General features: G+C 67.6%; 21 protein-coding genes and 1 tRNA gene. 13 read left to right on the top strand and 9 right to left on the bottom strand.

Annotated elements, in window-relative coordinates; translation table 11 throughout:
- Positions 1 to 67: 67 nt before the first annotated feature.
- Positions 68 to 1102: an NrpR regulatory domain-containing protein gene (locus tag N2652_10500; protein MCX7819615.1), complete on the bottom strand. Its 1035-nt coding sequence runs from the start codon at positions 1100 to 1102 to the stop codon at positions 68 to 70.
- Between the two features lie 236 nt (positions 1103 to 1338).
- Here N2652_10500 and gdhA point away from each other — a divergent pair, with 236 nt between their 5' ends.
- The 3 genes from gdhA to N2652_10485 all read left to right on the top strand — a co-directional run bounded on the left by gdhA (position 1339) and on the right by N2652_10485 (position 4107).
- Complete coding sequence (gene gdhA, locus N2652_10495; protein ID MCX7819614.1) at positions 1339 to 2679, top strand: NADP-specific glutamate dehydrogenase; 1341 nt, start codon at positions 1339 to 1341, stop codon at positions 2677 to 2679.
- 101 nt (positions 2680 to 2780) lie between these two features.
- Positions 2781 to 3830, top strand: a complete 1050-nt coding sequence (gene tsaD / locus N2652_10490; GenBank protein ID MCX7819613.1) for a tRNA (adenosine(37)-N6)-threonylcarbamoyltransferase complex transferase subunit TsaD — start codon at positions 2781 to 2783, stop codon at positions 3828 to 3830.
- A gap of 97 nt (positions 3831 to 3927) precedes the next feature.
- Positions 3928 to 4107: a hypothetical protein gene (locus N2652_10485; protein ID MCX7819612.1), complete on the top strand. Its 180-nt coding sequence runs from the start codon at positions 3928 to 3930 to the stop codon at positions 4105 to 4107.
- Positions 4108 to 4114: 7 nt separating this feature from the next.
- Here N2652_10485 and N2652_10480 read toward each other — a convergent pair whose 3' ends face one another.
- A complete protein-coding gene (locus N2652_10480; protein MCX7819611.1) occupies positions 4115 to 5164 on the bottom strand; it encodes a lytic transglycosylase domain-containing protein in 1050 nt (349 codons plus the stop codon).
- A 103-nt stretch (positions 5165 to 5267) separates the two neighbouring features.
- Between N2652_10480 and N2652_10475 the strand changes: the two genes are divergently transcribed.
- Genes N2652_10475 through acpS form a run of 3 tightly spaced genes read left to right on the top strand, consistent with a single transcriptional unit; the run spans position 5268 to position 7680 of the window.
- Positions 5268 to 6425 carry a GGDEF domain-containing protein gene (locus N2652_10475; protein MCX7819610.1) on the top strand — a complete coding sequence of 386 codons (1158 nt, stop codon included), beginning with the start codon at positions 5268 to 5270 and terminating at the stop codon, positions 6423 to 6425.
- The gene (locus N2652_10470) at positions 6425 to 7189 is read left to right on the top strand and encodes a pyridoxine 5'-phosphate synthase (protein ID MCX7819609.1); all 765 of its coding nucleotides are present in this window, start codon (positions 6425 to 6427) and stop codon (positions 7187 to 7189) included. Before N2652_10475 ends, N2652_10470 begins: the two co-directional genes overlap by 1 nt.
- Positions 7186 to 7680, top strand: coding sequence for a holo-ACP synthase (acpS, locus tag N2652_10465; GenBank protein MCX7819608.1), 495 nt, complete (start codon positions 7186 to 7188; stop codon positions 7678 to 7680). Before N2652_10470 ends, acpS begins: the two co-directional genes overlap by 4 nt.
- Here the strand turns inward: acpS and N2652_10460 are convergent.
- The 7 genes from N2652_10460 to N2652_10430 form a co-directional block, all read right to left on the bottom strand.
- Positions 7643 to 8557, bottom strand: a complete 915-nt coding sequence (locus N2652_10460) for an RnfABCDGE type electron transport complex subunit B (GenBank protein MCX7819607.1) — start codon at positions 8555 to 8557, stop codon at positions 7643 to 7645. The two genes, acpS and N2652_10460, sit on opposite strands and share 38 nt — an antisense overlap.
- Before the next feature lie 83 nt (positions 8558 to 8640).
- Positions 8641 to 9201, bottom strand: coding sequence for a type II secretion system GspH family protein (locus N2652_10455; GenBank protein MCX7819606.1), 561 nt, complete (start codon positions 9199 to 9201; stop codon positions 8641 to 8643).
- Positions 9202 to 9348: 147 nt separating this feature from the next.
- On the bottom strand, positions 9349 to 12612 hold the full coding sequence (locus N2652_10450; GenBank protein ID MCX7819605.1) for an FtsX-like permease family protein: 3264 nt from the start codon (positions 12610 to 12612) through the stop codon (positions 9349 to 9351).
- Positions 12612 to 13295, bottom strand: a complete 684-nt coding sequence (locus N2652_10445) for an ABC transporter ATP-binding protein (GenBank protein ID MCX7819604.1) — start codon at positions 13293 to 13295, stop codon at positions 12612 to 12614. Before N2652_10445 ends, N2652_10450 begins: the two co-directional genes overlap by 1 nt.
- The gene (locus N2652_10440; protein ID MCX7819603.1) at positions 13292 to 14581 is read right to left on the bottom strand and encodes a glycosyltransferase family 4 protein; all 1290 of its coding nucleotides are present in this window, start codon (positions 14579 to 14581) and stop codon (positions 13292 to 13294) included. The genes N2652_10445 and N2652_10440 overlap by 4 nt, the downstream gene beginning before the upstream one ends.
- A 390-nt stretch (positions 14582 to 14971) precedes the next feature.
- Positions 14972 to 16387, bottom strand: coding sequence for a hypothetical protein (locus tag N2652_10435; GenBank protein MCX7819602.1), 1416 nt, complete (start codon positions 16385 to 16387; stop codon positions 14972 to 14974).
- On the bottom strand, positions 16384 to 17079 hold the full coding sequence (locus N2652_10430; GenBank protein MCX7819601.1) for a DUF1080 domain-containing protein: 696 nt from the start codon (positions 17077 to 17079) through the stop codon (positions 16384 to 16386). The genes N2652_10435 and N2652_10430 overlap by 4 nt, the downstream gene beginning before the upstream one ends.
- A gap of 185 nt (positions 17080 to 17264) precedes the next feature.
- On the opposite strand from N2652_10430, the gene trxB reads away from it, so the two are divergent.
- The 7 genes from trxB to N2652_10395 all read left to right on the top strand — a co-directional run bounded on the left by trxB (position 17265) and on the right by N2652_10395 (position 24629).
- Positions 17265 to 18188, top strand: coding sequence for a thioredoxin-disulfide reductase (gene trxB, locus N2652_10425; protein ID MCX7819600.1), 924 nt, complete (start codon positions 17265 to 17267; stop codon positions 18186 to 18188).
- On the top strand, positions 18185 to 19942 hold the full coding sequence (locus N2652_10420) for an ABC transporter ATP-binding protein/permease (protein MCX7819599.1): 1758 nt from the start codon (positions 18185 to 18187) through the stop codon (positions 19940 to 19942). The genes trxB and N2652_10420 overlap by 4 nt, the downstream gene beginning before the upstream one ends.
- Complete coding sequence (locus N2652_10415) at positions 19917 to 20522, top strand: hypothetical protein (GenBank protein ID MCX7819598.1); 606 nt, start codon at positions 19917 to 19919, stop codon at positions 20520 to 20522. Before N2652_10420 ends, N2652_10415 begins: the two co-directional genes overlap by 26 nt.
- Positions 20523 to 20573: 51 nt before the next feature.
- On the top strand, positions 20574 to 22700 hold the full coding sequence (locus tag N2652_10410; GenBank protein ID MCX7819597.1) for an adenylate/guanylate cyclase domain-containing protein: 2127 nt from the start codon (positions 20574 to 20576) through the stop codon (positions 22698 to 22700).
- A 37-nt stretch (positions 22701 to 22737) separates the two neighbouring features.
- On the top strand, positions 22738 to 23574 hold the full coding sequence (locus tag N2652_10405) for an MBL fold metallo-hydrolase (GenBank protein MCX7819596.1): 837 nt from the start codon (positions 22738 to 22740) through the stop codon (positions 23572 to 23574).
- Between the two features lie 46 nt (positions 23575 to 23620).
- Positions 23621 to 24475, top strand: a complete 855-nt coding sequence (locus tag N2652_10400; protein MCX7819595.1) for an RNA methyltransferase — start codon at positions 23621 to 23623, stop codon at positions 24473 to 24475.
- A gap of 76 nt (positions 24476 to 24551) precedes the next feature.
- Positions 24552 to 24629 (top strand) — tRNA-Pro (locus N2652_10395).
- Positions 24630 to 25839 lie beyond the last annotated feature (1210 nt).

Here is a 25839-nt window from a genome sequence, read left to right as displayed (position 1 = left end):
GCATAGCGTGGCGCGGGCGCCATCGCCAATGGCTTGTGTGGCGTGGCGCGCACTGATCGGCGCCGGCTCAATCGAGCAGAGGGCTGACGGGCCGTGCGAGCGAGGCGATCTCGCGGTACGGCCGAAAGGCTCGGAGGTTTTCGAGTCCCGCCAGAGGCTGCAGTTGGACGGGGACACCCGCCTCGACCAGGGCTGCGAACGCGTTCAGGCCGCCCAGCACGAGGATGCCCGCCCGCCCCTCGGAAATGGCGACGTCCAGCAGCGGCCGGCCCGGGCGCCCGACTTCCAGGATCGCGTGCACGTCCCGGTCCTGGAGTTCGCGGCGCACCCGGAGCACTTCCGGCACCGCCATCGCGGGGATTTCGCGTACGCTGGCGCCGACCAGTCCGCGACCGGTTCGTGCGGCCGCCTGGACGCGCGTGAGGCCGGCCCGGATGAACAGCTCGAGCGGGTCCACTGTGGTGCCGCGGTACTCGATCAGCTCGACGAATCGACGGGGCCGACCATCCACGAGTTCAAGCAGACCGCCGTAGCGAGAGGTTACGGGAATACCGAGTTTGAGCAGAATGCCGTTGACCGTGATGCTGCACATAGTCCCGAGCGCGATCTGGTCCGCAGGGACCGTGAGGCCGGCGAGTCGTTCGGATTCGCGCGCCAGGGCGATTCGGGATCCCATGGCCAGCCGGGCGCGCAGAACTGGTTCCAGCAGTGGTACCGCGCGGGAAAGATCCCGTGCGGAGAGCAGCGCGGTGTTCGCCACCACGGAGCCGGCCATCGTGCGCAGATCGAAAGTCATTCGATACCCGAGGTCGTCCATCCGCGCGGCAATGAAGCCCAACTTCTCCTCGGCATTGACACGCCGGGCTTCCTCCGCCCCCAACTCGGTGAGCCGCCGTCCGTGGCGCCGGTCGACCAAACGGGTCCAACCGGCGCGGTCAGTCCTCGACAGGTGGTAGCGCACCGATCGTGGCTGGAGGTCAATGCCGCGCTCGGCCAAATGCTCCGCGATTTTGGCAGCGCCGAGCGGCCGTTCCGCCGTCAGCAATGCGCGCAGAATCGCGCGTTCAATCCGCGCCGACCGTTCCGAACCGTCAGAGGTCACCCGGTGCCTCCCGCTTTTTCCCGTTGATCTTGCCGTTGCAAGCGCGCAGTTTCGAATGTGTGATCTCGATCCTACAATTGTTTGTCCCCAATATTACGGCAAATATGCCGTTTTGTGAATTGTCCGTCCCTCTGGGCACCCAGATGCAGCCGTGACTTGCGCGCAAACAAGCTAGAATCTGCCGGCATGAAATTGCCTTCGCGGCAATCGCAGACACGGAAAGGAGTGCAGGTGAGGTGAGCATCATTCAGAGCGTGCTGGAGCAGGTTGAGCGGCGCAATCCGGGCGAGCCAGAGTTTCTGCAGGCGGTTCGAGAGGTGCTGGAGTCGTTGGAACCCGTTCTGGAGCGTCATCGCAAGTATGCGGACGCGGCGATCGTGGAGCGCATCGTCGAGCCCGAGCGCGTGATCATTTTCCGCGTGCCCTGGCAGGATGACCGCGGCCGTATCCACGTGAACCGCGGTTATCGGATCCAGTTCAACAGCGCGCTGGGGCCCTACAAGGGCGGGCTGCGCTTCCACCCCAGTGTGAACCTCAGCATTCTGAAATTCCTCGCGTTCGAACAGATCTTCAAAAACTCCCTCACCACGTTGCCGATGGGCGGCGGAAAGGGGGGATCGGACTTCGATCCGAAGGGCAAGTCGGACGCGGAGGTGATGCGGTTCTGCCAGTCGTTCATGACGGAGCTCTTTCGCCACATCGGGCCGGACACCGATGTGCCGGCGGGCGACATCGGCGTGGGCGCGCGCGAGATCGGATTTCTGTTCGGCCAGTACAAACGTCTCTGCAACGAGTTCACCGGCGTGCTCACCGGCAAAGGTCTCAATTGGGGTGGTTCGCTGATCCGGCCCGAGGCCACCGGCTACGGCGCTGTGTACTTCGCGGAAGAGATGCTGAAGACACGGGGCGACAGCCTGAAGGGCAAGGTCTGCACCGTGTCGGGGTCGGGCAACGTCGCGCAATACACGGTGGAGAAACTGCTCCAGATGGGCGCGAAGCCGGTGACGCTCTCGGACTCAAACGGCACCATCCACGACCCGGACGGCATTGACGCGGACAAGCTCGCGTGGGTGATGGAGCTCAAGAACGTCCGACGCGGCCGCATCGCGGAGTATGCGAAGAAGTACCCGCGCTCGACGTACTACGAGGGTCGGACGCCCTGGCATGTGCCGTGCCAGTGCGCGTTCCCGAGCGCGACGCAGAACGAGATCACCGGCGAGGACGCGAAAACGCTGCTCGCAAACGGCTGCATTCTCGTGTGCGAGGGCGCGAACATGCCGAGCACACCGGAGGCGGTGGAGCTCTTCGTGTCGAAGAAGATCCTGTACGCACCGGGCAAGGCCGCGAATGCGGGCGGCGTGGCCACCTCGGGGCTCGAAATGAGTCAGAACTCGATGCGCATGTCGTGGGGCCGCGAGGAGGTGGAGGGGCGGCTGCGGGAGATCATGGTGCGTATTCACGCGGCGTGTGTGAACGCCGCGATTGAGTACGGTCAGCCCGGCAACTATGTGTTGGGCGCGAACGTCGCGGGGTTCACCAAGGTTGCGGACGCGATGCTCGACCAGGGGCTGGTCTGAGGCCGGCCGCGCAACACAACGGCGCCGCGGTTTGCCGCGGCGCCGTTTCGTTTAAGGAACCGTGCCTTGTGCTGTGCCGGCGGTGCGGCCAAAGTATCCGCATGGCGCTGATGCTGGGCATTGAAACCTCTTGCGATGAGACTGCGGCGGCGGTGGTTGAATCGGGCGGCCGGATTCTCTCCAACGTTGTGCACAGCCAGATTCCGCACCACCGGCCATATGGGGGCGTTGTGCCGGAGGTGGCGGCGCGGTTGCACGCGGAGCGGCTGCCGGATCTGATCGCGGAGGCGCTTCGGCGTGCGGGTACGAGGTGGGATCGGCTGGAGGGGGTAGCGGTGACGTGCGGGCCGGGGCTGGCGACGTCGCTGTTGGTGGGCGTTGCCGCCGCGAAAGCGCTGGCGCTTCGGCTGGGCATTCGGCTTTGGGGTGTTCACCACCTGGCCGGGCACTATGAGTCAGTGTTTCATGATCCGGTGTCGTGCGAAGAGGATCGCGAGCACCCGGCGGTGGTCCTGTTGGTCTCCGGCGGGCACACCTGCCTGGTGCGGACGGAGGGGAGGTCCCGCCCCCTCGTGGTTGGGACCACCATGGACGATGCGGCGGGGGAAGCCCTCGACAAGGCCGCGCGAATTTTGGGGCTGGGCTATCCCGGCGGACCCGCAATCGAATCCGCCGCTCGCAAAGGCAATGCTGCGGCGGTGGAACTGCCGAGGAGCGAAATTGACCCGGCGGACGTGCCCCCCGCTTCGGGGCTGGTGCCGGAGCTGTGTTTCAGTTTTAGCGGACTGAAGACCTCATTGCTCTATCGTTTCCGGGATGCAGCGGTCCGCGGGCCGGTGCTGACGGTGGCGGACTGGGCGGCGTCGTTCCAGCAGGCAGTGGTGGACGCGCTTGTGCTGCGACTGCGGCGGGCGATCGAGCGGTTCCGGCCCGCGATCGTCGGGCTGGCGGGCGGCGTGGCGCGGAATGCGCGACTGCGCTCGCGCTGCGCGGAGGAGGCCGCGCGGGCAGGTTGCCGTTTTCGGGTTGCGCCACCCGAGCTGTGTACCGACAACGCGGCGATGATTGCGTCAGCTGCACTGGCGGGATGGTGTGAGGTGGCCGATCCACCGGAGGCGCTCGACGTGCGACCCAGCTGGCCGCTCGGCTGACCCAGCGCGGTGAGGCGGTCGGGGATTGCGGAGGGCTACGCCGTTTCGGTAGAGTGACGGGCAGCTTGGTCGATTGGACCTCTTGGCGGAGACTTCCATGAATCGAAAGCTGGCGCTGGCGCTGGCGCTGATGGGCATCGCGGTACTCGTGATGCTGCTCAATGCGCGCGACACCGTCACGCTGAATCTGGCGGTGACGTCGTATTCGATGCGCGCGGCGTTTGCCTACCTGGGGTTCGCAGCGGTCGGTGTCTTGGTGGGAGCGCTGCTGAAGTAACGCCGTCTCATCCCGGGGGCGGAAGGCGGGCCGGATCCAGCCCCTCGCGTGCGCGGATCGTTTCGAGCACTCGGGGCACGTACATCCGCGTTTCGATCGGCAGCGCGGGTGCGATCTCTTCGAACGTGCGCGCGTTGTTCTCTTGAAGTGCTGTGCGCACGCGGCGCTCGCCGGCGTTGTAGGCGGCCAGCGCAAGTGGCCAGGAGCCGAAGCGGGCGTGGAGCTGTCGCAAGTATCGCGCGGCGGCACCGGCCGATCGCGCGGGATTCTCACGCTCGTCCTCAGGTTCGGTTTGCAGGCCGAGCGAGCGCGCGGTGGCCGGCATCAGCTGAAAAAGACCCGCGGCGCCCCGGGGGCTCCGGGCGCGGGGATCGAACGATGACTCCACCTGAGCGATCCACACCAGCTCGACCGGAACGCGTTCGGCCCGGAACGCTCCCTTCAAAAGCGGTAGGAGTGTTTGCGCTTCGGGGGGGGGAGGCGGTGAGGCCGCCGTGCGCTTCCGCCAGAGAGCTGGGGCACTTTCGGCTCGAGCGCGGCGTGCTCGCACCGGCGCCGGTGGTGGGACGGGCTGTCGAACAGGTGGACGCCGCCAGGGCGGTGAGGGGGCGGGCGGACGCGGACGGACGGGCTGGAGCGGCGCAATCGCGATCGCTTCACGGGCTGCCGCGAAATAGTCAAGCCGCGCACGCAACCACGCGGCATAGGGTGCCAGCTCGCGAATCTCAGCGGCATGATCCGCCGCAAGGCGTAGCCACGGTTCCAGCTCCGCGAGCTGCTCTTCGGAGAGTCCCTGCAATGCCTCGTCTGCGGCCCGCAGCAGCACGAGCGCGTTCTGCCGGAGGTCTGCGGCCAGCTGCTCGGTCCACTCCGCCATCGCGCTGCCCATCCACGCGTCGAGCCGGTCGGCGACATCCGCCAGATCCTCCGCGAGGCCGTCCCAGTCGAGCGCGACCGCGCGGAGGGTGGCCCATCCTGTCGCGGCGGTGGCGGCCAGAAAGTGTCGCCGCGACAGCGCGGGAAAGTGGCGCAAGAGGCGCGGGACGTTCACGCTCACGAAAACACCCTACGGTGGCGGACCGCGCGGCGCGAGCCGGTCGCCAACTGACCGCCGCTCTCCTTTCGCGGTGGCCGGTGATCGTATAGCATGGCGCGCGATCATGGCGGGCACCGCACAGATGTGGACGCAGATCGCGGTGGCCTTCGCGGCCGCGGCCGCCCTGCTCGCGCTGGGGTACAGCCTGGTGAAGTACGAGTGGCTGCTGCGCGCGGCGCGCAGTGGTGCGGCGGATCTCGAGCCTCCGGAGCTGCTGGCGCTGAGCGTTTCGCGGCGCTTGCGGCGCGGACGGGGGCGGAGCGGTCCGTTCTGCGTGGTGCTGATCCGCTGGCGGACCGCGGCGGACAACATCGGACAGGGGGTTCGGGCACGCCGACTGCGCGCGATGGTCCGACGCACCGATGATGTGGTGGCGCTTGCGCCGGACCGCACGGTGGTGGTCCTGGACGCGCCCGCCGCGTGTGCGCCCATCGCCGTCGCGCGTTGGCGGGCCGTGCTGAACGAGGCGAGCGCGGCGGAGGTGGGCCCCGTGGAGTCGTTTGCGGGAGTCGCCGAATATCCGGCGGATGGTGAAAGCGCGGAGGAATTGCTTGCGGTGGCGGAACGGCGTGCGGATGCCGCGGCGGCGGGGGGGCGGACGGGTGTGTGTGTGCTGCCGGTGGACGGGGCGGGCGGTGAGAGGGCCGATCCGGCCGAGGATACGCCGCCGACGCCCGCGGAGCAGGCGATGCTGGATCCAGTGACCGGTCTGTTGCGGGCCGATCGAATGGGGCGGGCGGCCAGGAAGTTTATTTCGAACTGCCGGTACCGCGGGCGGCCGGTATCGGTGTTGCATGTGGATCTGGACCGCCTGGGTGCGATCAATGAACGTTTCGGCCGCGAGGCGGGCGACGCAGTGGTGCGGGCGTGCGCGGACGCGCTGTCGGCGGCGCTGCGCCAGAGCGATCTGCTGGGGCGAGTGGGGGAGGACGAGTTTTTGGCGGTGTTGGACTGTCCGCTGACGGCGGCGGAGCAGGTGGCGCGGCGGCTGATTGAGAGCGCCCGTTCGTCGCCGGCGCGGCTGGGCGAGCTGCGCCTGCCGTACGGCATTCGGGTGGGGCTGGCTGGGATTGGTGGGCCGGTCCGGCCCGCCCATGTGTTGGATGCGGCAGCGGTGGCCGTGCAGTGGCTGCGTCGCCAGGGACCCGGAACGTGGGCGGTGTACCGACCGGAGATGCAGCGGGGGCAGCTGGAGGAACGGCCGGTGGAGGACGTCTGGTGATGAACGCGGGCGGTTCCGCGCGCTCTCCCGACGGGCTGCGCCTTGGCGTGAACGTGGACCACATCGCGACGCTCCGGCAGCTGCGGGGGACACCGTATCCCGACCTACTGCGGGCGGCTCGCGCGTGTGCGTCCGCGGGCGCGCACGGGATCACGGTGCATCTGCGGGAGGACCGGCGGCACATCCAGGACGCGGATGTGCGGGCGCTGAAAGCGTGGGGCGGTCTGCCGCTCAACCTGGAAATGGCCGCCGTGCCGGCGATGGTCGAGTTTGCGCTGTCGGTGCGACCAGACGAGGTGTGCCTCGTGCCCGAGCGGCGGGCCGAGCTGACGACCGAAGGCGGCCTGGACGTTGCGGGGAGGCGCAAGGAGCTGGCGCCAGTGGTCCGCGCACTGCAAGGGGGGGGAATCGAGGTCAGCTTGTTCATCGAACCGGAGCCTGCCCATCTGGAGGCCGCCGTTGAGATCGGTGCGCGGTGCGTCGAACTGCATACGGGCCGCTATTGCAGCGGATCGCCGGCGGTGGCCGCCGCAGAGCTGGAGCGGCTGGTGCGCGCGGCGGTCCGCGGGCACGAACTGGGGCTGCGGATCAACGCGGGTCATGGCATTCATCTGGGCAACCTGCGGGGGATTCTTGAGATCCCATATCTCGACACCCTCAACATCGGACACAGTCTGGTCTGCGATGCGGTGTTCGTCGGCCTCGAGGCGGCGGTGCGCGCGATGCTGGAGGGGATGCGGGCTTATCGCGGGGGGCGTCGATGAGCTCGCGGCGGCGATCTCGTGCGACGGGGCCGGAATCCGAAACGCTGCTTGGCATCGGCGTGGATGTCGTGGAAGGTGAGCGCGTCCGTCAGGCGATTGTGAACTGGGGAGACCGCTTCCTCTCCCGGGTGTTCCGCGGCGAGGAACGCGCTTACTGTGAGGGTCAGTCCGCTCCGTGGCGGCACTATGCCGGCCGTTTCGCGGTGAAGGAGGCGGTGGCAAAAGCGTTCGGCACCGGCATCGGGGATCGGGTCGGCTGGCGAGATGTGCAAGTGATCCGCGACCCCCGCAGCGGCGCGCCGGGTGTGCGGCTCTGTGGGAATGCGGCGCGATTGGCCGCACGGATGGGGGTGAAGCGAATCCACGTCAGCATCACCCACAGCCACACGCTCGCAATCGCGGTGGTGGTGCTGATCGGTCGGCCCACGGAGATCGCGGCCGGCGCGGGTCTCCTCAGCCCTGCCAGTCGGTCTTGTCCACCGTCGTCTTGAAGTCCGCGGTGACGACGGCGGGCACCTCAGCGTCCCCCGCGGCGGCGAGGTCTCTTGGCGTGGGTTTGCCGACATAGATCAGGCCGTGCATTGGGCATTTTTCAACCGCGGCGTCCACGCCTTCGAGCGCGTCCGGATCGTAGGCGTCGTAGTCGATCGTCGGCAGGTTGCCGTCGCGAAACTGGAAAATCGGGCTCCGTTTCCCACAGGCGCGGCAGCCGATGCAGCCCACGGTGCAGACGTCCTTGACCTCCTTGCCGAAGTCCTTGTTCGAACAGGCCACCGCAAGCATGCGGTCGCGCTTGAACGGCACCATCGTGATGATGTTGCGGGGGCACACGCGTGCGCAGGCGCCGCAGCCGGTACAGGCCTCGTAGTCCACCACCGCCAGACCGTCCTCGATGTGGATTGCGTCGAATGCACAGGCGCGAACGCAGTCGCCAAAGCCGAGGCACCCGTAGATGCAGCCCTGCACACCGGCGACCAGGTTTGCGGCCGCGCAGCTGGGCTCGCCCTCGTACGGAACACGCTGCAGCCGGTCATTCAGTTTTGCGCGGCAATGGACGATTGGCCGCTTCGGCCATGAAGGTTTCACGTCCAGGCCCATGATCGCCGCCACCGCCGCCGCAACTGAAGGCCCACCGACGGGGCACTTGTCCGGCAGCTCCCCCTTCAGCACAACCGCCTCCGCGTAGCTGCCGCATCCCACGTAGCCACAGCCGCCGCAGTTTGCACCCGGGAGCGCGGCGAGAACCTCGTCCACGCGCGGATCCACTTCAACCCGCAGTGCGTCTTTTGCCCAGCCCAGCACGTAGCCGGCACCGACCGCCAGCACCAGCATCGAACCGCCCGCCAGCCCAATGACCACCGGATCCATAGGCGCAACAGTATACTCCGCTGCTCACCGTGTTCTCAAGGACTTCGCCGCTCGCCATTCCGCCGGTGCGCAGCGGATCGACATTACCAGCTGGTGATATCGTCGTAGGAGGCGGAGTTCTTGGGATCGCTTTTTCCGTTCGGACCGCGGGACCAGACCGCGACGTTTTGCCCCGGCAGCGCTTTGTAGACGCCATCCGGATCGTGCGCGTCGCTAATGCTCAGGTTCATGTCGCTGTCCAGAGCGAAGCGGTAGGGGTTTCCCCAGGGGTCCACCATTGCGCCGGCGCTGTTGGTGGCGATGCCGCTGATCTTGAGAAAGACGCGACCCCGGGGATTCCGCTCACGTTCGTCGGGATGGGCGGTGAGCACCTTCACCATTTGCACGCTCACATCGCCCTCCAGCGCATTCGGCACCGGCCACTTGCTATACTCTTCGAGATAGGCTTTCAGCGCGGAGTGGAGCGCTTGCACCTCGATCTCCGCCCGCCGGAAGTCCGCCGCCTTCTGTGCGCGGTTCAGCATCGGGAACACCAGCGCCGCGAGAATTGCAATGATGCTGATGACCACCAGCAGCTCGATCAGCGTAAACGCGGAAGAGCACCGCGTCCTCGCGCCGCCTCCCGCATCGGTCTGTGAGTTCATCGCCGCGGTCTCCGCAGATGGCGCACCCGCCCGCTGGGGCCACTATGCCATCAGGCGGGCGCGGTTGCAATCGCAAGCCTCCGGCCGATTTGCTTTCCCGGCTGCATATGCCAGAAAGGTTGGTGCGCCTACCGTGCGCTCAGCTCCTTATTCTTTGCGCAGGTGCAAGATGAGCGGACCGCGTAGCGCAAGTGAGACGCCGACGCATACCGCGATTGCCGCGGTTACAGCCAGCGAGAGCGCCGCGAGGCCGCCGACGCGCAGCCAACCGAGCCAGGCGGCGGTTCGCGGCGGAAACGCCACCAGCGCCGCCAGAAAGCCGGCGCCGAGCGCTGCCCAGGCCTGGAACCAGTGTTCGGTCGCGGCGAGTCGGCGCAGCTGTTGCGGCGTCCACCCCAGCGCCAGCAGCATGGCCAGTTCACCACGGCGTTCGATCAGCGTTCTCCATGCGAGTGCGCCGAAGCCGAGCGAACCGAACGCCAGGCCGAGGACACTGAACGCGAGGAAGATGTCGAGATACGCGCGCTGCACGTCGAGCAACGTGTCGAGTCGGTCGCGTGTGGAGGTCCACGTGAAACCCAGATCTTCGAAGCGTTCCGAGAGCTCCGCGCGCAGGCGAGCCCTCTGGTCGGAGGGCGCCTCGATCAACAGCATGCGGTGAGGGGCGGAGGGGAAGCGTTCGACCAGACGGCGTTCGTCGATCAAAATGGATCCCTGAAAAATGGTATCGTCCAGAAGGCCGACCACGCGCAGCGATAGGGTGCGGCCCCGTTCGTCGGTGAGCGCGAGGCGGTCGCCGATCCGCAGCCGGAGTCCCCACGTGGCGACGGACGCATCCAACACCGCGGGAATCTCGTCGGGAGGAGAGGCGGCGAGCAGCGCGGACCATGGGCGGTGGGCGGGTACGCCGGCCGGGCGCCGCCGCCAGCGGAAGGCGCCGAGTGCGTCAAACAGCTCTGCGGGTACGCCCAGCAGCGGCGGGCGATCCACGCGCTGAATGTTGCGGCAGTCCGCGGGGGCACCCTCGACACGGCGCAGAGGGAGGATGCGCACGCCGGCGGTGTCCAGCCACTTGTCCAGACGCCATCGGCGCCGGCCCTCAGGAGAACGGGGGTCTTCGGGAAGCGGGAGAGACAGTTCCGCGATCGCGCAGAAGCCCCCAGCGGGCGAGGTGCGGGACTCGGTGTTGGGTGTGCGGGGCCGATGGGTTTCGACCGCGAAGACAACGAACCAGCCACAGGCGGGCACGAGGATCGCGGTAAGCGCGCGCAGGGGATGCCGTCGCCAGCTGCGCGGTCCGAACGCGGCCGGGTTCGATCGGTGGCGGGCGGGCGATTCCGAGGCCAGCCATGACCTCAGCGCGAGCGTAATGGTGGCGAGCACGGCGGCGCCTGCGGCCAGCCGGGCAAGCGGGCGCTCGTCGGCGGAGAGCTGACCCACCACGGCGAGCGCGAAGGCGAGGGCCGTCCCAATCGCGGGCGGCGCCCATCGTCGCGGTGTCGTGCGCCAGCTCGGCGAGACGCGCCGTCGCGAATGCTGCTCGCACAGCGACGCCTGGAGCGGCCGCATCGCGGTGTGGTGCAGTACCACGCGCGCGGCGGCGAGCATCGCGATCGACCAGCCGGCGGCGGTACCGTTCGCCAGCGCGAGGAGCGGCAACGCGAGGCTCAGCGACGCGTCGCCGGTCGCATCGCGCCAGATCGTTTGCAGACCGACCAGCAGCGCCCACGCGAGGCCAATGCCCACAATCGTGCCAAGGGCGGCGGCCAGCAGCGCGACCACGGCGGTCTCGCCCAGCAGTAGCCGGCTGATCTCGCGCCGGCCAAATCCCAGAGCGGCCAGCAGCCGAATTTCGGCGACACGGCCGTGCAGAGCCGCGGCAAACATCCACACCTGCAGCAGCACTGCGGAGGCGAGCAGGAAGCCGCCGAGTCCGAGGAATAGCAGCGTGAAGTCCGGCCCGCCCGACGCGGCGCGGTGTGCGGCGGCGCGCAGGTCCGTGAACTCGGCCGCCAGCGGAACCCGCGCCGCCGCACGCTCGATGTCGGTGAGCGAAGCCGGCGCCGGCCAGCGGAGCGCGGTCGCGACGCCGAACCGGTTGCTCCAGAGCGCTGCGGCGGTCTCGTACCGGAGCCAAGCCTTTGGCGCGCCGCGCCAGCGCGCCCAGTCGTCCTCGTCCGCGGGGCGAATGCGCGAGAAGTCCAACGGGAACGGCGTTTTCCAGTCGCGACATGATGCCGCGGTCGAAACGCCGGGCAGTTCGGGCACCAGCGAGGGATCGCGCGGATGGGTCACCACCGCGCGAACGCGAAACACGGTGTGGGTTTCGATGAGCTGCTGCCGGCCGTCGAGGATGAAGTACTCTGCGCGGATGGAGCCGCCGGCGAGCACGCCGAGGTCGTGTGCGAGATCCGCGTGCAGCACGATTTCGTCGGCGGCAAGATCGGCGGGAACCGGTTCGCTCGCGATGCCCGCCGCAAAGGAGTAGGGCACCGATCGGTCGCCTGTGCGCCATGCGTTCACGAGGTAGGTCAGCAGTGGCCGGCCCCCGGGCAGCGCGTTTGTAAGCGCTGCGAGCGTGAGCGCGTCTAAGAAAACGCTAGCGGAACGCACCTCCACGCCGCCGCCAGGAAGCGCCCGACACGCGAGATTCCGTCCCGCGGGCCCGGCGGCCCTCTCCACCGCGCGGCGAACGTCGTCCACCGTTCGCATTCGCTGCGTGCGCTTCAACAGCAGCACGTTTGCAGTGCCCGGGCGCCCCGCCAGTTCGGCAAGTGTGTCGCGCCGCACAAACAAGTTCAGAGGTGGCAGGGACGAGGGACGCAGATCGAATCGTCCGCCGGCATCATCGGGCAGGATGCGTCCCACCTTCATGCGCCTTGCGGACCACACCGTCGGTGCGCCGCCAAGGGGTACATCGGGGGGGAGCGCGGAAACCACCGGCACCCGAAGGATCAACTCGTCGCCTTCGCCCAGCTCCAGCCGGTTTGCGAGAGCGCGCGACGGCCAAGCCTCGTCGTCCGATGGTGCTTCCGCGCCATGACGGCCGGTGAACAGTTCAAAAAAGCGTTCGTCGACGCCGACCACCCGAACGTGGTCTGCGCGCAGCTTGCGGTCCGGCGCGGTGGCGGTCCCGTCGAGGAGCAGAGCCCGGCTGAGCTGAGCGCCCGCGGGCCCTCCCTCTGTGTCGGGGAGCTCCGCCGGCAGCGGCGCCGGGGCGGCCAGTTGGACTGCGAATTCCGCGGCGCCGAGACGCAGCCGGGCGGCGCGCTGCAGACTGCTGCGCACGGAAGCGCCGACCAGCACGGCCGCGGTGAGGGTCATTGTGGCAACGCTGCCGCCCAGCAGGGTGCCGAGGTGGCGGCGCAGATGGAACCGCGCCGAGCGCACCAGCCATTGTCGGCGAGTCATCACGCGAGGGGACGGAGCCGGCCGTCGTGGAGCGTCCACTGGCGGGGCAGGCGGGAAGCCAGCTCGGCGGAGTGAGTGACGACCACCATCGCAAAGCGAAGCGAGGTGTGCAGCTCCATCAGAAGCGATGCGACCGCCGCCGCAGTGGTGCGGTCGAGGGACCCGGTCGGCTCGTCTGCCAGCAGCAGTGCCGGGCGGCGGACGAGTGCGCGGGCGAGCGCGACGCGCTGCTGTTCGCCGCCGGAGAGTTGTGCCGGACGGTGATGGAGTCGCGGTGTCAAACCGACGCGATCGAGCAGCTCGCGCGCGTACTCCTCCGGCACGGGGCCGCGCCGGTCCGCGAGCAGCGGCAGTAGCACGTTTTCCAGAACCGTCAAGTGGGGCATCAACAGGTGTTGCTGGAATACAAACCCGACACATTCCCGCCGCACGGCGGCGAGCGTAGCGTCGTCGGCGCGGGTCAGGTCGGTGCCTTGCAGCCGGACCGTGCCGGCGGTGGGGATGTCGAGAGCTCCGGCGAGATTGAGAAGCGTGCTCTTGCCCGAGCCGGAGGGACCGACGATCACCGCGGCCTCTCCCTCCTCCAGACGCCAGTCCACACCGCGGAGAACCTCGACGGGGGGCCCCCCGTCCGGTCCCGGATATGATTTGTACACCTCGCGGAACTCGAGCAAGGGAGTCATGGCCGGGCGCCGACTTCTTTCAGCAGTTCCACCCAGGCCGCTGCGATTGCGGTGGGGGAATATGTTCGCATGACCGCAGCGCGGCCAGTGGCGCCGCGTTCGCGGAGGCGGCAGGGATCGGCCAGCAGTGGGCGGAGCGCCAGCGCGAGCGCTCCCGGCACCGACTCGTCGTAGAGCCATCCCCCGCCGGTGGTCCGAACGATTTCGCCGAACGCGCCGCGGTCGGGCTGCACCACCGGCACGCCCGCTGCGATCGCCTCGAGCAGTTGCAGGCCGCCACCGTCCTCGGTGCGGGAGGGGACAGACAGAAGCGAAATGTTTCGGTGGAACTCGTCCGCGCGCGCAGGGTCGAGCACGGTTTCAAAAACCGCGTCGTCCAAGTCGCCGGAGGCGGCCAGGCGCCGTTGCCAGCGCCGCAACGCGGCCTGATCCGAGCGCAGCGCACCGCCGACCGCGTAGAGGCGCAACCGTCGGAACTCGGGTGAACGGCGCAGGGTGAGCCACGCGTGGATGACCTCGTCGAGACCGAGCGACGCGCAGAGGCGGGCCCGGTAGCCGATGGCGGGTGTGGCAGGGGCGGGCGCGGGCTCGGCGGGCGCCTCGACCGGCGGGCCGATCACAGTGATCGTTCCGCGAGGCACGCCGAGCCGGGGTGCAAAACGGTCCGCAAATGCGCGGGTCACGGCGACGAAGCGGTCAACCGCGGAAGCGCGCTCGCGCAGTTCCGCTTCCACGGCGTCACGGTTGGGGAAAGGGATCGCATCGAGCCAGACATCCTCATCTTGCAGCAGACAGAGAACTGGCGAGCCCGTCTCGCTCCGGAGGCGGCGTGCGAGACCCACCAGCAGCGCGTTGGAAAGGACGATCGCGTCGGGGCGGCCATCCATCCGGAACCACGAGACAAGCCGTTCCAACTCGGCAGCCTGGCGGCCGCTTTCACCGCGCAGCATCGAGAGGGTCATCGGACCGAGCCGGCGCGGATTCACCGCCCCTGCATGTGCGGCGGCCAGCCGCAGTCCCCACGGCGCATCGAGCCAGCGGGCGATGCGCGGCCATCGGCGCGCGAATCCGGGAAACCACTGCTCCACTGCGACGCGGATTGCCCCGAACTGCAGGGGCGCGCTGCGGGCCACCTCACCAGATCCCAAACTGATCGGAAAATAGAGCGGGACAATCACCACGTCCACGCCGGCCGCGCGGAGTGCGCGTGCAAGCGCAAGGTCGCGATGGCAGTTCTGGCAGTAGAACCGGCCGCCCGAACCCGCCGTGACGATCGCCACTTTCACAGGCTCATCGTACCGCCGTGTTCGCGACCCGACAACGAGGGGCTCAGCGAGGGGGGTGGCAGCCGGCCGGAGACGGGGCCAACGGAACCCGCTCTGCAGGACCGAGAGGGCAGGGGTGATCGTCCGCCGCTGCCGCGCGCCGGCGGCCGGCTTCAATCGCGCGCCGAAACCGGCCACGATGCGATCGCGCCGGAACCGCGCGGCGTCATCGCTACCCCGCCCAGGGAGGCGTCGCCCCCATTGTTTCAGCTCGTCGCAGACAGTGAGGGTTCGTGGCTCCGGCGCAGAGTTTGCCCCGCGGGACGCACCGGCAGTGTTCCCATGGTTGGATCGTCCGGACGCGGAGGCTTCCAACCCTTGGAGGGGGAACAGGTCATCTTCCTCGGCGCCTCAGCGCGGTGCCAGACGATCCCGGAGCGGATACGCCAGCTCGTTCAGCGCACGCATTCGAACCAGCAGCTCCGTCCAGGGCTGATAGGTCGCACTGACAATCCCTTTGTTCGAATCCCGGTTGGAAGGGTCCGCCCGGGTATCCGCGGGGTCGTTGTCCATGTACTTGAACCAGTGCCAGCCCACGCAGTCGGGCGAGCGGAGCAATGCGAGGGTGAAGTTTTGATAGAACAGACCGCGATCGCGCTGAGTTTTGACGGTCCAGCCGGCGCCGCTCACGTTGTCGAGGCCGGAGTCCATTCCCTTTGCGTACCATTCCGTGATCATCACCGGACGCTGGGCGGCGGTGGCCCACTCGGCGATGCGCGCCGCCTCTGGTGTCCAGACGCCGTACCAGTTCACGGAGATCACGTCCACATGGCGCCCGGCGGCGCGGAATAGTTCGGGTCGGCGCAGGTCGGCGCCATGGAATCGGGCGCCGAGATAGAGGTGGCGAGGGGCGGCGGCGCGGATCGCCTCCGCGCACAACCGGAAGTAGGTTTCCGCGAGATGTTCGAGGAAGGCGGCGCGGTCCGCCGTCGTTGGTTGTTCGGCGGGGCTGTTGGGCCGCCGCGCGCGCAGCCATCGAACCGCTTCCTCCCGTCCGGCGGTACCGGCTGGCAACGCGAGGTGACGCTCCAGCGCGTCCTCGGGAAACGGTAGCTCGTTGTCGGAGAAGTGCCCCACGCACAGCGGGTCGTCGCGGATCGGCGCGAGGATTTCCGCGGCGAGCATTCGCGCAAACTCGGCAAAGCGGGGATCGAAGACCGGGATGCAGTTGTTGCTGTACGCGAGATGTCCGGACACCTGCCAGGCGCCGTGATACCGTCGGCCGAACGAGCCCATCAGGTTCAACTGCGTGGTGTAGGGCATGGGGCGGCGGACCTGCCGCAGACGCGACCAGTCGGACCAGCAGGCCAGCGTATTGAAGCCGTGTCGCCAGAGCAGATCGGTGACCTCCTCCGCCCACCGCTCGATGGAACCAAACCGTTGCCGGAGCGCCTCCTGGCTGCGCGGGGAGCGCCCCGTGGAGACGCTGCAGATTCCGATACTGAACCATTCGCAGCCGTCCGGGTCGGCAAAGATCCAGCGGCGGCCGTCGCGGAGTACGCGGAAGCGGCCCGGTGGCGCGATCACGCGGTCGGCTCGGCCGCCCCAGCGGTTTTGAGGTGGCGCGCGAAGCTCGCCGATGTCCTCGACGCTGGCGAGCGAGCGCGTTTCCATCCATTGCCATGCGGAGTCGGTCGTCCGGCGCTTCGCCTCAACCCGCACCAGGAGCGGATCAACCACATCGGCCGCACCGGCGCGAGCAACGATGAATACTGCAGCGGTCGCCAGCAGTACCGCCGGTACCGTGCTGGAACGTCCGCGGGTCACGGCAACTCGCGGATTCGAATGTTCCGCCATCGCACCTCGAGGCCCGGCTCCTTGTGACTGTGGACCTGAAACCCAATAAACCCTTTCGCAACGCGGGCGTCCCGGGCCTCCACCCGCAGCTCGCCGTTCAACCAGGTGCGGATCGAGTCGCCGTGGCACTCGATGCGGACGCGGTTCCAGTCGTCCACTTTGGTCAGCCGGCGTCCCTGTTCGGTGAACGCGGCGCCATCGCCACCGGCGAAGCCGGGAAAAATCCAGCCGCGGCAGCCCTCTTCGTACAGACCCGCGCTCCAGAACCGCGCACGGTGGGGGTCGTTGTCGATCTCGACCTGATAGCCGTGCACCCGGCCGGCCGGCACGACGATCTTCTTGCCTTTGTGCTCCACTTCGACCGGACGATCGAAGCACTGGCTGCGGATCTGCACTCCCGAGTTCAACTTCGGAGCCACGAGGTATTCGAATTCGAGCACAAAATCGCCGTACTCACCGGGCGGACAAAGGAAAGAGTTCGGCTGACCGGTGACCGTTGTGCCGACGAGGCAACCGTCCTCAATCCGGAAGCGGGCATGTCCGCCGCGAAGGACCCAGCCGTTCGTGGATACCCCGTCGAACAGGAGCCGCGGTTCTCCGGCGGCGGCGTAGAATGTCACGAGCATCAGAGCGATCGCGAAGGACCACGTGCGGCAATGCATCGGCAATCTCCTCATTGCGGTTTAGGTTGTTGGGCAGTCTATCAGGTTTCGGGCCCCTGGCCGAGCGATCGCGGCGGGCGCGGGGGAGCGATGCGGCGAAGGATGCCGGGTCGTGTGGGGGAGGGAGGGCGACGGATGCGCAAGGAGCGGCAGGCTGATATAGTCCGCAGCGGAGTTGTATGACGATGGACAATGTGATCATTCTGGGGTCCGGCTCAGCGGGCTACACCGCCGCGATTTATACGGCCCGGGCGAACCTCGAACCGCTGGTGGTCGAGGGCCCGCAACCGGGGGGGCAGCTCACGACGACCACGGAGGTAGAAAACTTCCCCGGCTTTCCGAAAGGCGTGGACGGATTCGAGCTGATGCATCTGCAGCGTCAGCAGGCGGAACGGTTCGGTGCTCGAGTGGTGTCCGGTTCGGCGGTGGCGGTGGACCTCAGCGGTGAACCGCTGAAGGTGACGCTCGACAACGGGCAGACGCTGAAGACCCGCACGTTGATCATCGCGACCGGTGCGCGCGCGAAGTATCTCGGGCTGCCCAGCGAGCAGGCGCTGATCGGCCACGGCGTTTCCGCCTGTGCCACCTGCGACGGCGCGTTCTTCCGCGGCGTTCCGGTATGTGTGGTGGGCGGGGGCGACACCGCGATGGAGGAGGCGACCTTTCTGACTCGTTACGCCTCGGAGGTGATCATCATTCATCGTCGGGACAAGTTTCGGGCTTCACCGATCATGGCGCAGCGAGCGCTCTCGAACCCGAAAATCCGGGTGATGTGGAACTCGGTGGTGGAGGAGGTCCATGATCCCGCGCAGCGAAAGGTCGTGGGCGTCACGGTTCGCAACGTCCTGACCGGCGAGAGGTCTCGGCTGGAGGTTGGCGGATACTTTTGCGCAATCGGCCATGAGCCGAACACCGCGATCTTTCGGGGGCAGCTGGAGCTCGACGCCAACGGCTACATTCGGACGGAGTTCACGCGGACCTCGCGGCCGGGGGTGTTCGCCTGTGGTGATGTGCAGGATTCGGTCTACCGCCAGGCGATCACCGCAGCCGGCAGCGGCTGCATGGCCGCGATCGAGGCGGTCCGTTATCTCGAGGCGCGGGGCGGATGACCGAGGCACCGATGCCTCCTGCCGCGCGCCCGCGGGCGCTGGCGACCTACCGGCGTCTGCTGCGGTACGTGCGACCGCATGCGGGGCGGCTGGCGGCGGGCGTCGTCGCAGGCTTGCTGTTCGCGGGTTCCACAACCTCGATGCTGCTGGTGTTTCGCCATCTGCTCACCACAGTGTTTGTGGAGCGGGTGGACAACCTGAGGGCGGCGCTCGCGATCGCGGCCCTGATGCCGGCATTGGCGGCGGTGCGCGGCGTGGGGTTTTTCGTCAGCCGCTACCTCGTGGAGTGGGTGGGCCATCGCGTGGTGATGGACCTGCGGGTGGCGATCTTTGACCACTTGCAGGACCTGTCGCTCGACTTCTTCACCCAGAGCCGCACAGGCGAGCTGATCTCGCGCACGTCGAACGATACGTCGCTGGTCGAGCGTGCGGTGTCGACGGTGCTGGCCGATCTGCTGCAGCAGCCGTTCGTGCTGGTGGGTGCGGCGGCGTACCTGGTGTGGCTGGACTGGCGGCTGGCGACGGCGAGCCTCGTGGTGTTTCCGGTGTGCCTGGTGCCGATCATCGGCTTTGGGCGGCGCGTGCGGCGGCACGCGCGGGAGGGACAGCAGCGGCTCGCCGACCTCGTCTCGCTGCTGCAGGAGACGATCAGCGGTGTGCGGATCGTGAAGGCGTTCGGCGCGGAGGACTTCGAGCGCGCCCGGTTCCGAGAGCGGAGCGCCTCGGTGTTCCGGCGGATCATGCGGCTGACGCGCGCGCGCGTCGCGGTGGAGCCGATCATCGTCGCGTTCGCGGCAATCTGGCTGTCGCTGCTGCTGCTGTATGCTTGGTGGGCACGGTTGCCGGTTCAGGACTTTCTCACGTTTGCGGCGGCGCTCTTCGTGATGTACGACCCGGCGAAACGCCTCGGCAACCTGCACATGAACATCCAGCACAGCGCCGCCGCCGCGGACCGGATCTTTGAGCTGCTCGACGAACCGGTTCGGGTCTCGAACCTGCCCGGCGCGGTGCCGTTCGACGAACCAGTGCGGGAAATCGTTTTTGAGTCGGTGAGCTTTGCGTATGACGATGAGCCGGTGTTGCGCGACATCACGCTGCGGGTGCCGGCCGGCCGGCGGGTGGCGATCATCGGCGCGTCGGGTGCCGGCAAAACGACCCTGGTGAGTTTGCTGCCGCGTTTTTTCGACGTGACGGGCGGCCGAGTCTTGCTGAACGGGCGCGACGTGCGCTCGTTCACGCTGCGTTCGCTGCGGGCGCAAATCGGTCTCGTGACGCAGGAAACCGTATTGTTCAACGACACGGTCGAAGCGAATATCGCGTACGCACGGCCGGACACGCCGTTCGAGCTGATCGAGCACGCTGCGCGCCGTGCGCAGGCGCACGAGTTCATTTTGCAGTTGCCGCAGGGCTACCAGACCGTGATTGGGGAACGGGGGGTGCGGCTGTCGGGCGGTCAACGGCAGCGCATCGCGATCGCGCGCGCGATTCTACGGAACCCCCCGATCCTGATCCTCGACGAGGCGACCAGTTCGCTCGATACGGAAAACGAGCGGCTCGTGCAAGCCGCGCTGGATGAGCTGATGGTGGGGCGCACGGTGTTGATTGTCGCGCATCGTCTCTCGACGATCGTCGGCGCGGACGAGATCGTGGTGATGGAGAACGGCCGGATCGTGGAGCAGGGGACCCACGCGGAGCTGCTGGGCCGGGGCGGCGTGTACCGGAGGCTGTATGAGCAGCAGTTCGCGCCGGCCTGAGCCGCCTCCCTCTCTGGCCGCCACTCGGCTGCGACGGTTCGCGGTGGCGGTGGCGGCAGTGGCAGTGATCGGGGGACTGGCAGCGCTGCAGGCGCTGCGGGAATTTCGCGACGACGCCGGGGTGGCGGCTGCGGCGGTAACGGGGCCAGTGCGATACCGGCACCCCGGCAACGCATTCGCGCTCACGTTGCCGGCTGGCTGGGCAGTTCGCCCCCGTGATGCGGACCGGTCGTCGAACGATCTCGCATTCGTTGGCTTCCGCGGGCCGGATGGGCTCGAGCTGTGGGTTCGGCTGCGGGACCTCGGCCATGACCGACCGGAGCGCCTTGCGGACGAACTGCGCGCGCAAGCGGAACAAATGAGCCTGCCGATCGAGCCGATCGCCACTAACGTGGCCGGCCGCATCGCGTTTGTGCGCCGGCTCGGCATGTACGGCACGGAGGTCCAGACGGTGGATCTGCTGGTGGGAACCACCAACCACCATCTTCAAATCGCCGCGCCGAAGGGCCGCCTGGACGCATGGGCGCCGGTGTGGCAGGCGATTGTGGACAGCTACGAGCCGCTGCCCGCCTCGCCGTGAGCGGGCCGAAGGCTTTGCACGGCGGAGGGCGGGAGAAGTAGAGTCGCCGCGATGCGTCGTCGTCACTGGATTGCGCTGTTGATTGGTATGGCCGGCTGGGCGCTGTGGCGCATGCTGGCGGCGCAGGGCGCCCTGGAGCGGCTGGAACAGGTGACGTGGGACTGGCGTGCGCGCTGGACCGCCGCCCCTTCCCCCGCGACCGATGCGATTCGAATCGTCCTGCTCGACCAGGCCAGCTTGGACTGGGCGCGGCGGGAAATGCGGCTGCCCTGGCCCTGGCCGCGAGAGGTGTACGGTCCCATTCTGGATTTCTGCCGACGCGCCGGTGCCCGAGCAGTTGCACTGGACCTCGTGTTTACAGAGCCATCCGTCGCCGGCGTTGCCGACGACGAGGCGCTCGGTGCGGCGCTGGCGCGGAACGGTCGCGTCGCGGCAGCGCTCTACCTGGGTGGACCCGGCGAGGGGGAAACGACGCGATGGCCGGCCGACGGCACCGCGCGGATGCCCGCGTTGACGGCCGCGACCGTCTGGTCCAACCGGTGGGGTGCCAGCCACGCTGCATGGCCAATCCCGGAGGTCGCGACCAACGCGGCGATGCTCGGCAGCGTCAGCGATACCGGAGACAGTGACGGGGTGTTCCGGCGGGTACGTCCCTTCCGGGTGTTCGACGGACGGCTGGTGCCGATGTTGGGGCTGGCGCTGCGAATGCTGGATCTGTCTGTGGGCGACCAGCTGCCGCCGCTCGAGATCGCCGTTGATCAGGTCCGAATCGGCCCGCACCGTGTTCCATTGGACCGCGAAGGTCGGGTGCGGCTACGCTTTCGTGGTGCCTCGGGCACTCATCGCGCGTTCAGCGCGGCGGCGGTGATCCAGTCGGAGCTACGGCTGGCCGAGGGCGGGACACCGACGGTGGATCCCGCGGAGTTTCGCGACCGCTACGTGCTGGTCGGCGCGAGCGCGCCGGCGCTGCTGGATCTGCGGCCGACGCCACTCGGCCGCGTGTATCCGGGCGTCGAGATTCACGCGACCGCGCTGGACAATCTTTTGGCCGGCGACTTCGTTCGGCCCTTGCCGCTCTTGGTGCTGGACGTTGCGGCGATGCTCTGGTGTTTGGTGACGTCGCTGGCGGCGGGGGCGGCGCGGCGTGCGTGGCAGGTGGGCCTCGCGCTGGTGGCGGCGGTGGCCGGGCCGTTCTGCGGGGCGCTCGGGCTGGCTGCTGCTGGGTGGTATGCGCCGGCGGCCTGGCCTTCGCTGGCCGGTTTGTCCGTCGGCATCGGCGCGGCGCTGTACAATTATGCGACGGAAGGCCGGCAGAAGGCGTTCATTCAGCGCGCGTTCCGCCACTATCTGGGCCCGGAGGTGATCGAGCAGCTTCTCGCGGATCCTTCGCGGTTGCGTTTGGGGGGGGAAAAGCGCCAGCTGACGATTTTTTTCTCCGACATCGAGAAGTTTTCGACCTTCTCCGAGCGGCTGGACCCGCCCCAGCTCACGCGGCTGTTGAACGAGTATCTCACCGCAATGGGCCGCGCGATCCTCGATCATGGCGGGTATGTGGATAAATACATCGGCGATGCGATCGTTGCGTTCTGGAACGCGCCGGTGGAACAGCCGGACCATGCCCGTCGGGCGGTGTTCGCGGCGCTTGCCTGTCAGCAAATTCTCGACGAGCGGCGGGCGGTCTGGGCGGAGCAGTTCGGCGCCGAGCTGCACATGCGGATCGGCCTGAACACTGGCGAGGTGGTGGTGGGGAACATGGGCTCAGAGGAGCGGTTCAACTACACCGTGCTGGGGGACGCGGCGAATCTCGCCTCGCGGTTGGAAGGCGCCAACAAGTTTTTCGGCAGCTACGTGATGGTGGCCGACACAGTGCGGGAGGCGGCCGGCCCGCAGTTTGTGTGGCGGCGGCTAGGGCGGATCCGCGTTGTCGGCCGGCGGGCGCCGGTAACCGTGTGGGAGCCGTTGGGCACCGCGGCCAGCAAGGGTCTCCCCGAGTGGTTGCCCGAGTATGATCGCGCACTGGCGCTGGCCGAGGAGGGCCGTTTTGCGGAGGCCGCGGCGGCGTTTGAGCATCTCGGCGTGAAAGATCCAGTGTCGAGAGCGCATGCGGAACGCTGTCGGAGGTTCGCGGTGCAACCGCCGGCGGACTGGGACGGCGTATGGACGCTGGAGGCGAAGTAGGACGAGAGCCGTCCACAGATGTCGCGAAGGTGGGTCGATGAAAGTCGTGTTTGGCGGTGTGCGAGGGTCGTATCCGACGGCTGACGCCGACCACCTCCGGTACGGTGGGGACACCACCTGCATTGCAATTGAGGGCACAGGCGGCGAGCGGTTGATCATCGACGCCGGCACGGGAGTTCGGCGTCTTAGTGCCTCGCTTGGCCGGGCATCCGACCCCTTGACGGTACTGTTCACCCACTATCATCTCGACCACATTGCCGGCCTGCCGCTGCTTGGCGCGCTGTACCAGCGCGGCCGAGAAGTCACGCTGGCCGCACCGCTTCTTGGCGGCCGAGCGGTCGCCGACGTGCTGCCGAACCTTTTTGGTCCGCCGTTCTGGCCGGTGGGGCTCCATCACATCGGGGCGCAGCTTCGATTCGAGACGCTGACGGCCGCGCCGTTGGTCGTCGGGCGGCTGGAGGTGCGGTGGTGCGCAGTGGAGCATCAGGGCGGCTGTGTGGCCTACCGCGTCGATGAGAGGGAGGGAGGTGCGCTGGTGTTTGCGACGGACATCGAATGGGCGGCGGCCGGCGAAGACCGGCGTCGGGAATTTTTGCGGTTTTGCCGCACTCCATCGCCCGCCTCTCTACTGTGTTTTGACGGTGCCTACACCGACGCAGAGTATGCCGGGCGCCGCGGGTGGGGGCACAGCACCTGGTCTGAGGCGGTCGCGGTGGCGCGCGCAGCCGGCGTGGCGCAACTGCGGGTGATCCATCACGCGCCCGAACACGATGATGCCGCGCTCGATGCGATTGAGCACCAGGTGCGAGCGGCCGTCGGCGAAGGCGCCGCGCTGGCCCGCGAAGGGGAGGAGCTCGTCGTGCGACCGCTGTGAGAAGGGGCGGCTGATGTAATCCGCTCCTCGCCGCTATACTTCAAGCATGCCGATTCGTATTACGAGCGTCCGAAATGACCGCGTGCGTGCAGCGATGGCGCTGCGCGACCGTCGGGATCGCGAGCGGACCGGTCGGATGCTGGTGGAGGGCTATCGGGAGAACCTCCGCGCGCTCGATCACGGAGTGCGACCACTCGAGTTGTTTTTCTGTCGTGAGCTCTTTCTGGGTTCGAACGAGGATACCATCCTCGCCCGTGCGGCGGCCGCCGGGGCCGACCTGCTCGACTGTTCCGAGGCGGTCTTTCGGCGGCTCTCCTACCGGGATCGGCCGGACGGCCTGATCGCAGTGGCGCCGATTGTGCGGCGTTCGCTGGGCGATTTGCAGCTTGGCAGCTGCCCGTTGGTCCTGGTGATGGAGGGCATCGAAAAGCCGGGCAACCTGGGCACGATGCTGCGGAGTGCCGATGCGGCGGGCGCCGATGCGGCGATCCTCGTGGACGGCCGGACGGATCTCTTCAATCCCAATGCGATTCGCGCCAGCGTTGGTGCCGTTTTTACGGTGCCCGTTGCGGAGGCGGGTGGCGAGGAAACCATCGCCTGGCTGAAAGCTCGCCACATTCGGATTTTCGCGGCAACCCCCGCGGCGACCGAACCCTATTTCCAGTGCGATATGAGCGGACCCAGCGCGATCGTGGTTGGATCCGAGCAGTACGGGCTGACATCCGCTTGGTTAGAGGCTGCGGACAGGCGGGTATGTATTCCGATGCGTGGCAGTTGTGACTCGCTGAACGTTTCCGCGGCCGCGACGATTCTCCTCCATGATGCGGTGCGGCAACGGTGGGCGGAACCGTTGGACAGCTCTCCGCGGGCGGGGCAGCGGACGAAGGGCGATACCGCGTGAGTGGAAGGAGGAGCGTGGCGAGGAACGGTGCTCATTGACCGTTCTGCAGCGGGCGTGGTAGTTTGCGGCACTGCTGCGGGGCGTGGCGCAGACTGGCTAGCGCGCTTGCTTGGGGTGCAAGAGGTCACGGGTTCAAATCCCGTCGCCCCGACCAGGGCACGTTTTTCGTGGCCAGACGTTCTGTTCGCTATGGAACGGCTGGTGAGTGCCAAGCGTCCCAATTTCCTCTCTCATGACGATCGGCAGCTTAGATCGCGGAGGCAGATCATCTTGGACAGGGGATGCGGACCTGGACAATTCGCGAGGGACAAACCGTGACTGGCGCGCGACCTCCGCCCGGCCCATGTCGGTTCTCTTTTGCTTTGAATGCGTTTTCCCACGGCCTTTCGGTGATCACCGCCGCACATCCTCGTGCGCGTCGTTATCTCAGAGCGTCTGCGCAGACTTCGCGACTTCGGAGACGCTGCGGGATGGTGAATTTGTCAGCGGCCAACCAAATCGCGGCAGCCTCGTGCTGGTGGTGTTTTGCCAAGGGGACGCAGAAGGCGAACGTGAAGACCTCGCTCGGCGTTTCGAAATTCCGGCGGCCCGCGAGCAGCGGGCGGTAGGGCCGCCAAACTCGGGGAACTCACATTTGTTTATTGGCTTGGCTGTAGAGTATGCGCCGATCGCGGGCTGGGGGCAGCCAGGCGAAGCACCATTGGGGGTCACAGAGTACGTGTTGATGCCCGGATGCAGGAGCTTGAGCTCCACATGGGGAAGGTTATGGCTGGGGTAGTGCGAGATTCCAACACTAGGTGGGGGGCGCCTTGGGGTGCCATTGCCGAGTCGAGGGTATCTTTGTGCCATCAAGCCTCAGCTTGGTGGCGAAGCGTCACTCCACCAGCGGCCGAGAACCGAGGAGGTCAAGCCGATCCGCGAAGGTGTCCGAGAGGCGGAAGGTGGGGGATAGGGCGAGCCTCTCCGAGGGCGAACAGGAGCCTACCGAGGAGCTGGTGAGGACGGATGAAGGGCCAGCGGGATGAGCATGAGTTCTCAGTGATGGGATCTCTCAGTCGTGAGCGGCGCCTTCTCGTATTTGCTCGGATGCGGTTTGCGCGGCGAGGCGGACGTTAGCCTTGCCGAGATCGTGACCGCGTACGTGCTACAAGGTGCCCGCGGTCGCGCTATCGGCGGGAGATCCCCAGCGGCCGGTCCGCCTCGGCGAGGAGACACGTGTTTCTTACAGTGACACTCAACTCTTCGAATTCGGTCGCCGGAAACGGCTGGGGGAGGGAGACCATGCACTGGTGGGAATAGGCCCGGACAGGCTGCATACCAAGGAGGGAGAAAAATGTTCGGACCTGATTCAGCAGGGCGGCCGA

The sequence above is a fragment of the Kiritimatiellia bacterium genome, from assembly GCA_026417735.1.
Taxonomy (GTDB): Bacteria; Verrucomicrobiota; Kiritimatiellia; order PWTM01; family PWTM01; genus CAACVY01.
This window is presented reverse-complemented; position numbering and strand designations above follow the sequence as displayed.

Bases quoted from the DNA above. Each gene is read 5' to 3' on its own strand.
- tsaD (MCX7819613.1), top strand. From the start codon at position 2,781: ATGGCGCTGATGCTGGGCATTGAAACCTCTTGCGATGAGACTGCGGCG.
- N2652_10485 (MCX7819612.1), top strand. From the start codon at position 3,928: ATGAATCGAAAGCTGGCGCTGGCGCTGGCGCTGATGGGCATCGCGGTA.
- N2652_10475 (MCX7819610.1), top strand. From the start codon at position 5,268: ATGGCGGGCACCGCACAGATGTGGACGCAGATCGCGGTGGCCTTCGCG.
- N2652_10470 (MCX7819609.1), top strand. From the start codon at position 6,425: ATGAACGCGGGCGGTTCCGCGCGCTCTCCCGACGGGCTGCGCCTTGGC.
- acpS (MCX7819608.1), top strand. From the start codon at position 7,186: ATGAGCTCGCGGCGGCGATCTCGTGCGACGGGGCCGGAATCCGAAACG.
- N2652_10460 (MCX7819607.1), bottom strand. From the start codon at position 8,557: ATGGATCCGGTGGTCATTGGGCTGGCGGGCGGTTCGATGCTGGTGCTG.
- N2652_10455 (MCX7819606.1), bottom strand. From the start codon at position 9,201: ATGAACTCACAGACCGATGCGGGAGGCGGCGCGAGGACGCGGTGCTCT.
- N2652_10450 (MCX7819605.1), bottom strand. From the start codon at position 12,612: ATGACTCGCCGACAATGGCTGGTGCGCTCGGCGCGGTTCCATCTGCGC.
- N2652_10445 (MCX7819604.1), bottom strand. From the start codon at position 13,295: ATGACTCCCTTGCTCGAGTTCCGCGAGGTGTACAAATCATATCCGGGA.
- N2652_10430 (MCX7819601.1), bottom strand. From the start codon at position 17,079: ATGCATTGCCGCACGTGGTCCTTCGCGATCGCTCTGATGCTCGTGACA.
- trxB (MCX7819600.1), top strand. From the start codon at position 17,265: ATGGACAATGTGATCATTCTGGGGTCCGGCTCAGCGGGCTACACCGCC.
- N2652_10420 (MCX7819599.1), top strand. From the start codon at position 18,185: ATGACCGAGGCACCGATGCCTCCTGCCGCGCGCCCGCGGGCGCTGGCG.
- N2652_10415 (MCX7819598.1), top strand. From the start codon at position 19,917: ATGAGCAGCAGTTCGCGCCGGCCTGAGCCGCCTCCCTCTCTGGCCGCC.
- N2652_10410 (MCX7819597.1), top strand. From the start codon at position 20,574: ATGCGTCGTCGTCACTGGATTGCGCTGTTGATTGGTATGGCCGGCTGG.
- N2652_10405 (MCX7819596.1), top strand. From the start codon at position 22,738: ATGAAAGTCGTGTTTGGCGGTGTGCGAGGGTCGTATCCGACGGCTGAC.
- N2652_10400 (MCX7819595.1), top strand. From the start codon at position 23,621: ATGCCGATTCGTATTACGAGCGTCCGAAATGACCGCGTGCGTGCAGCG.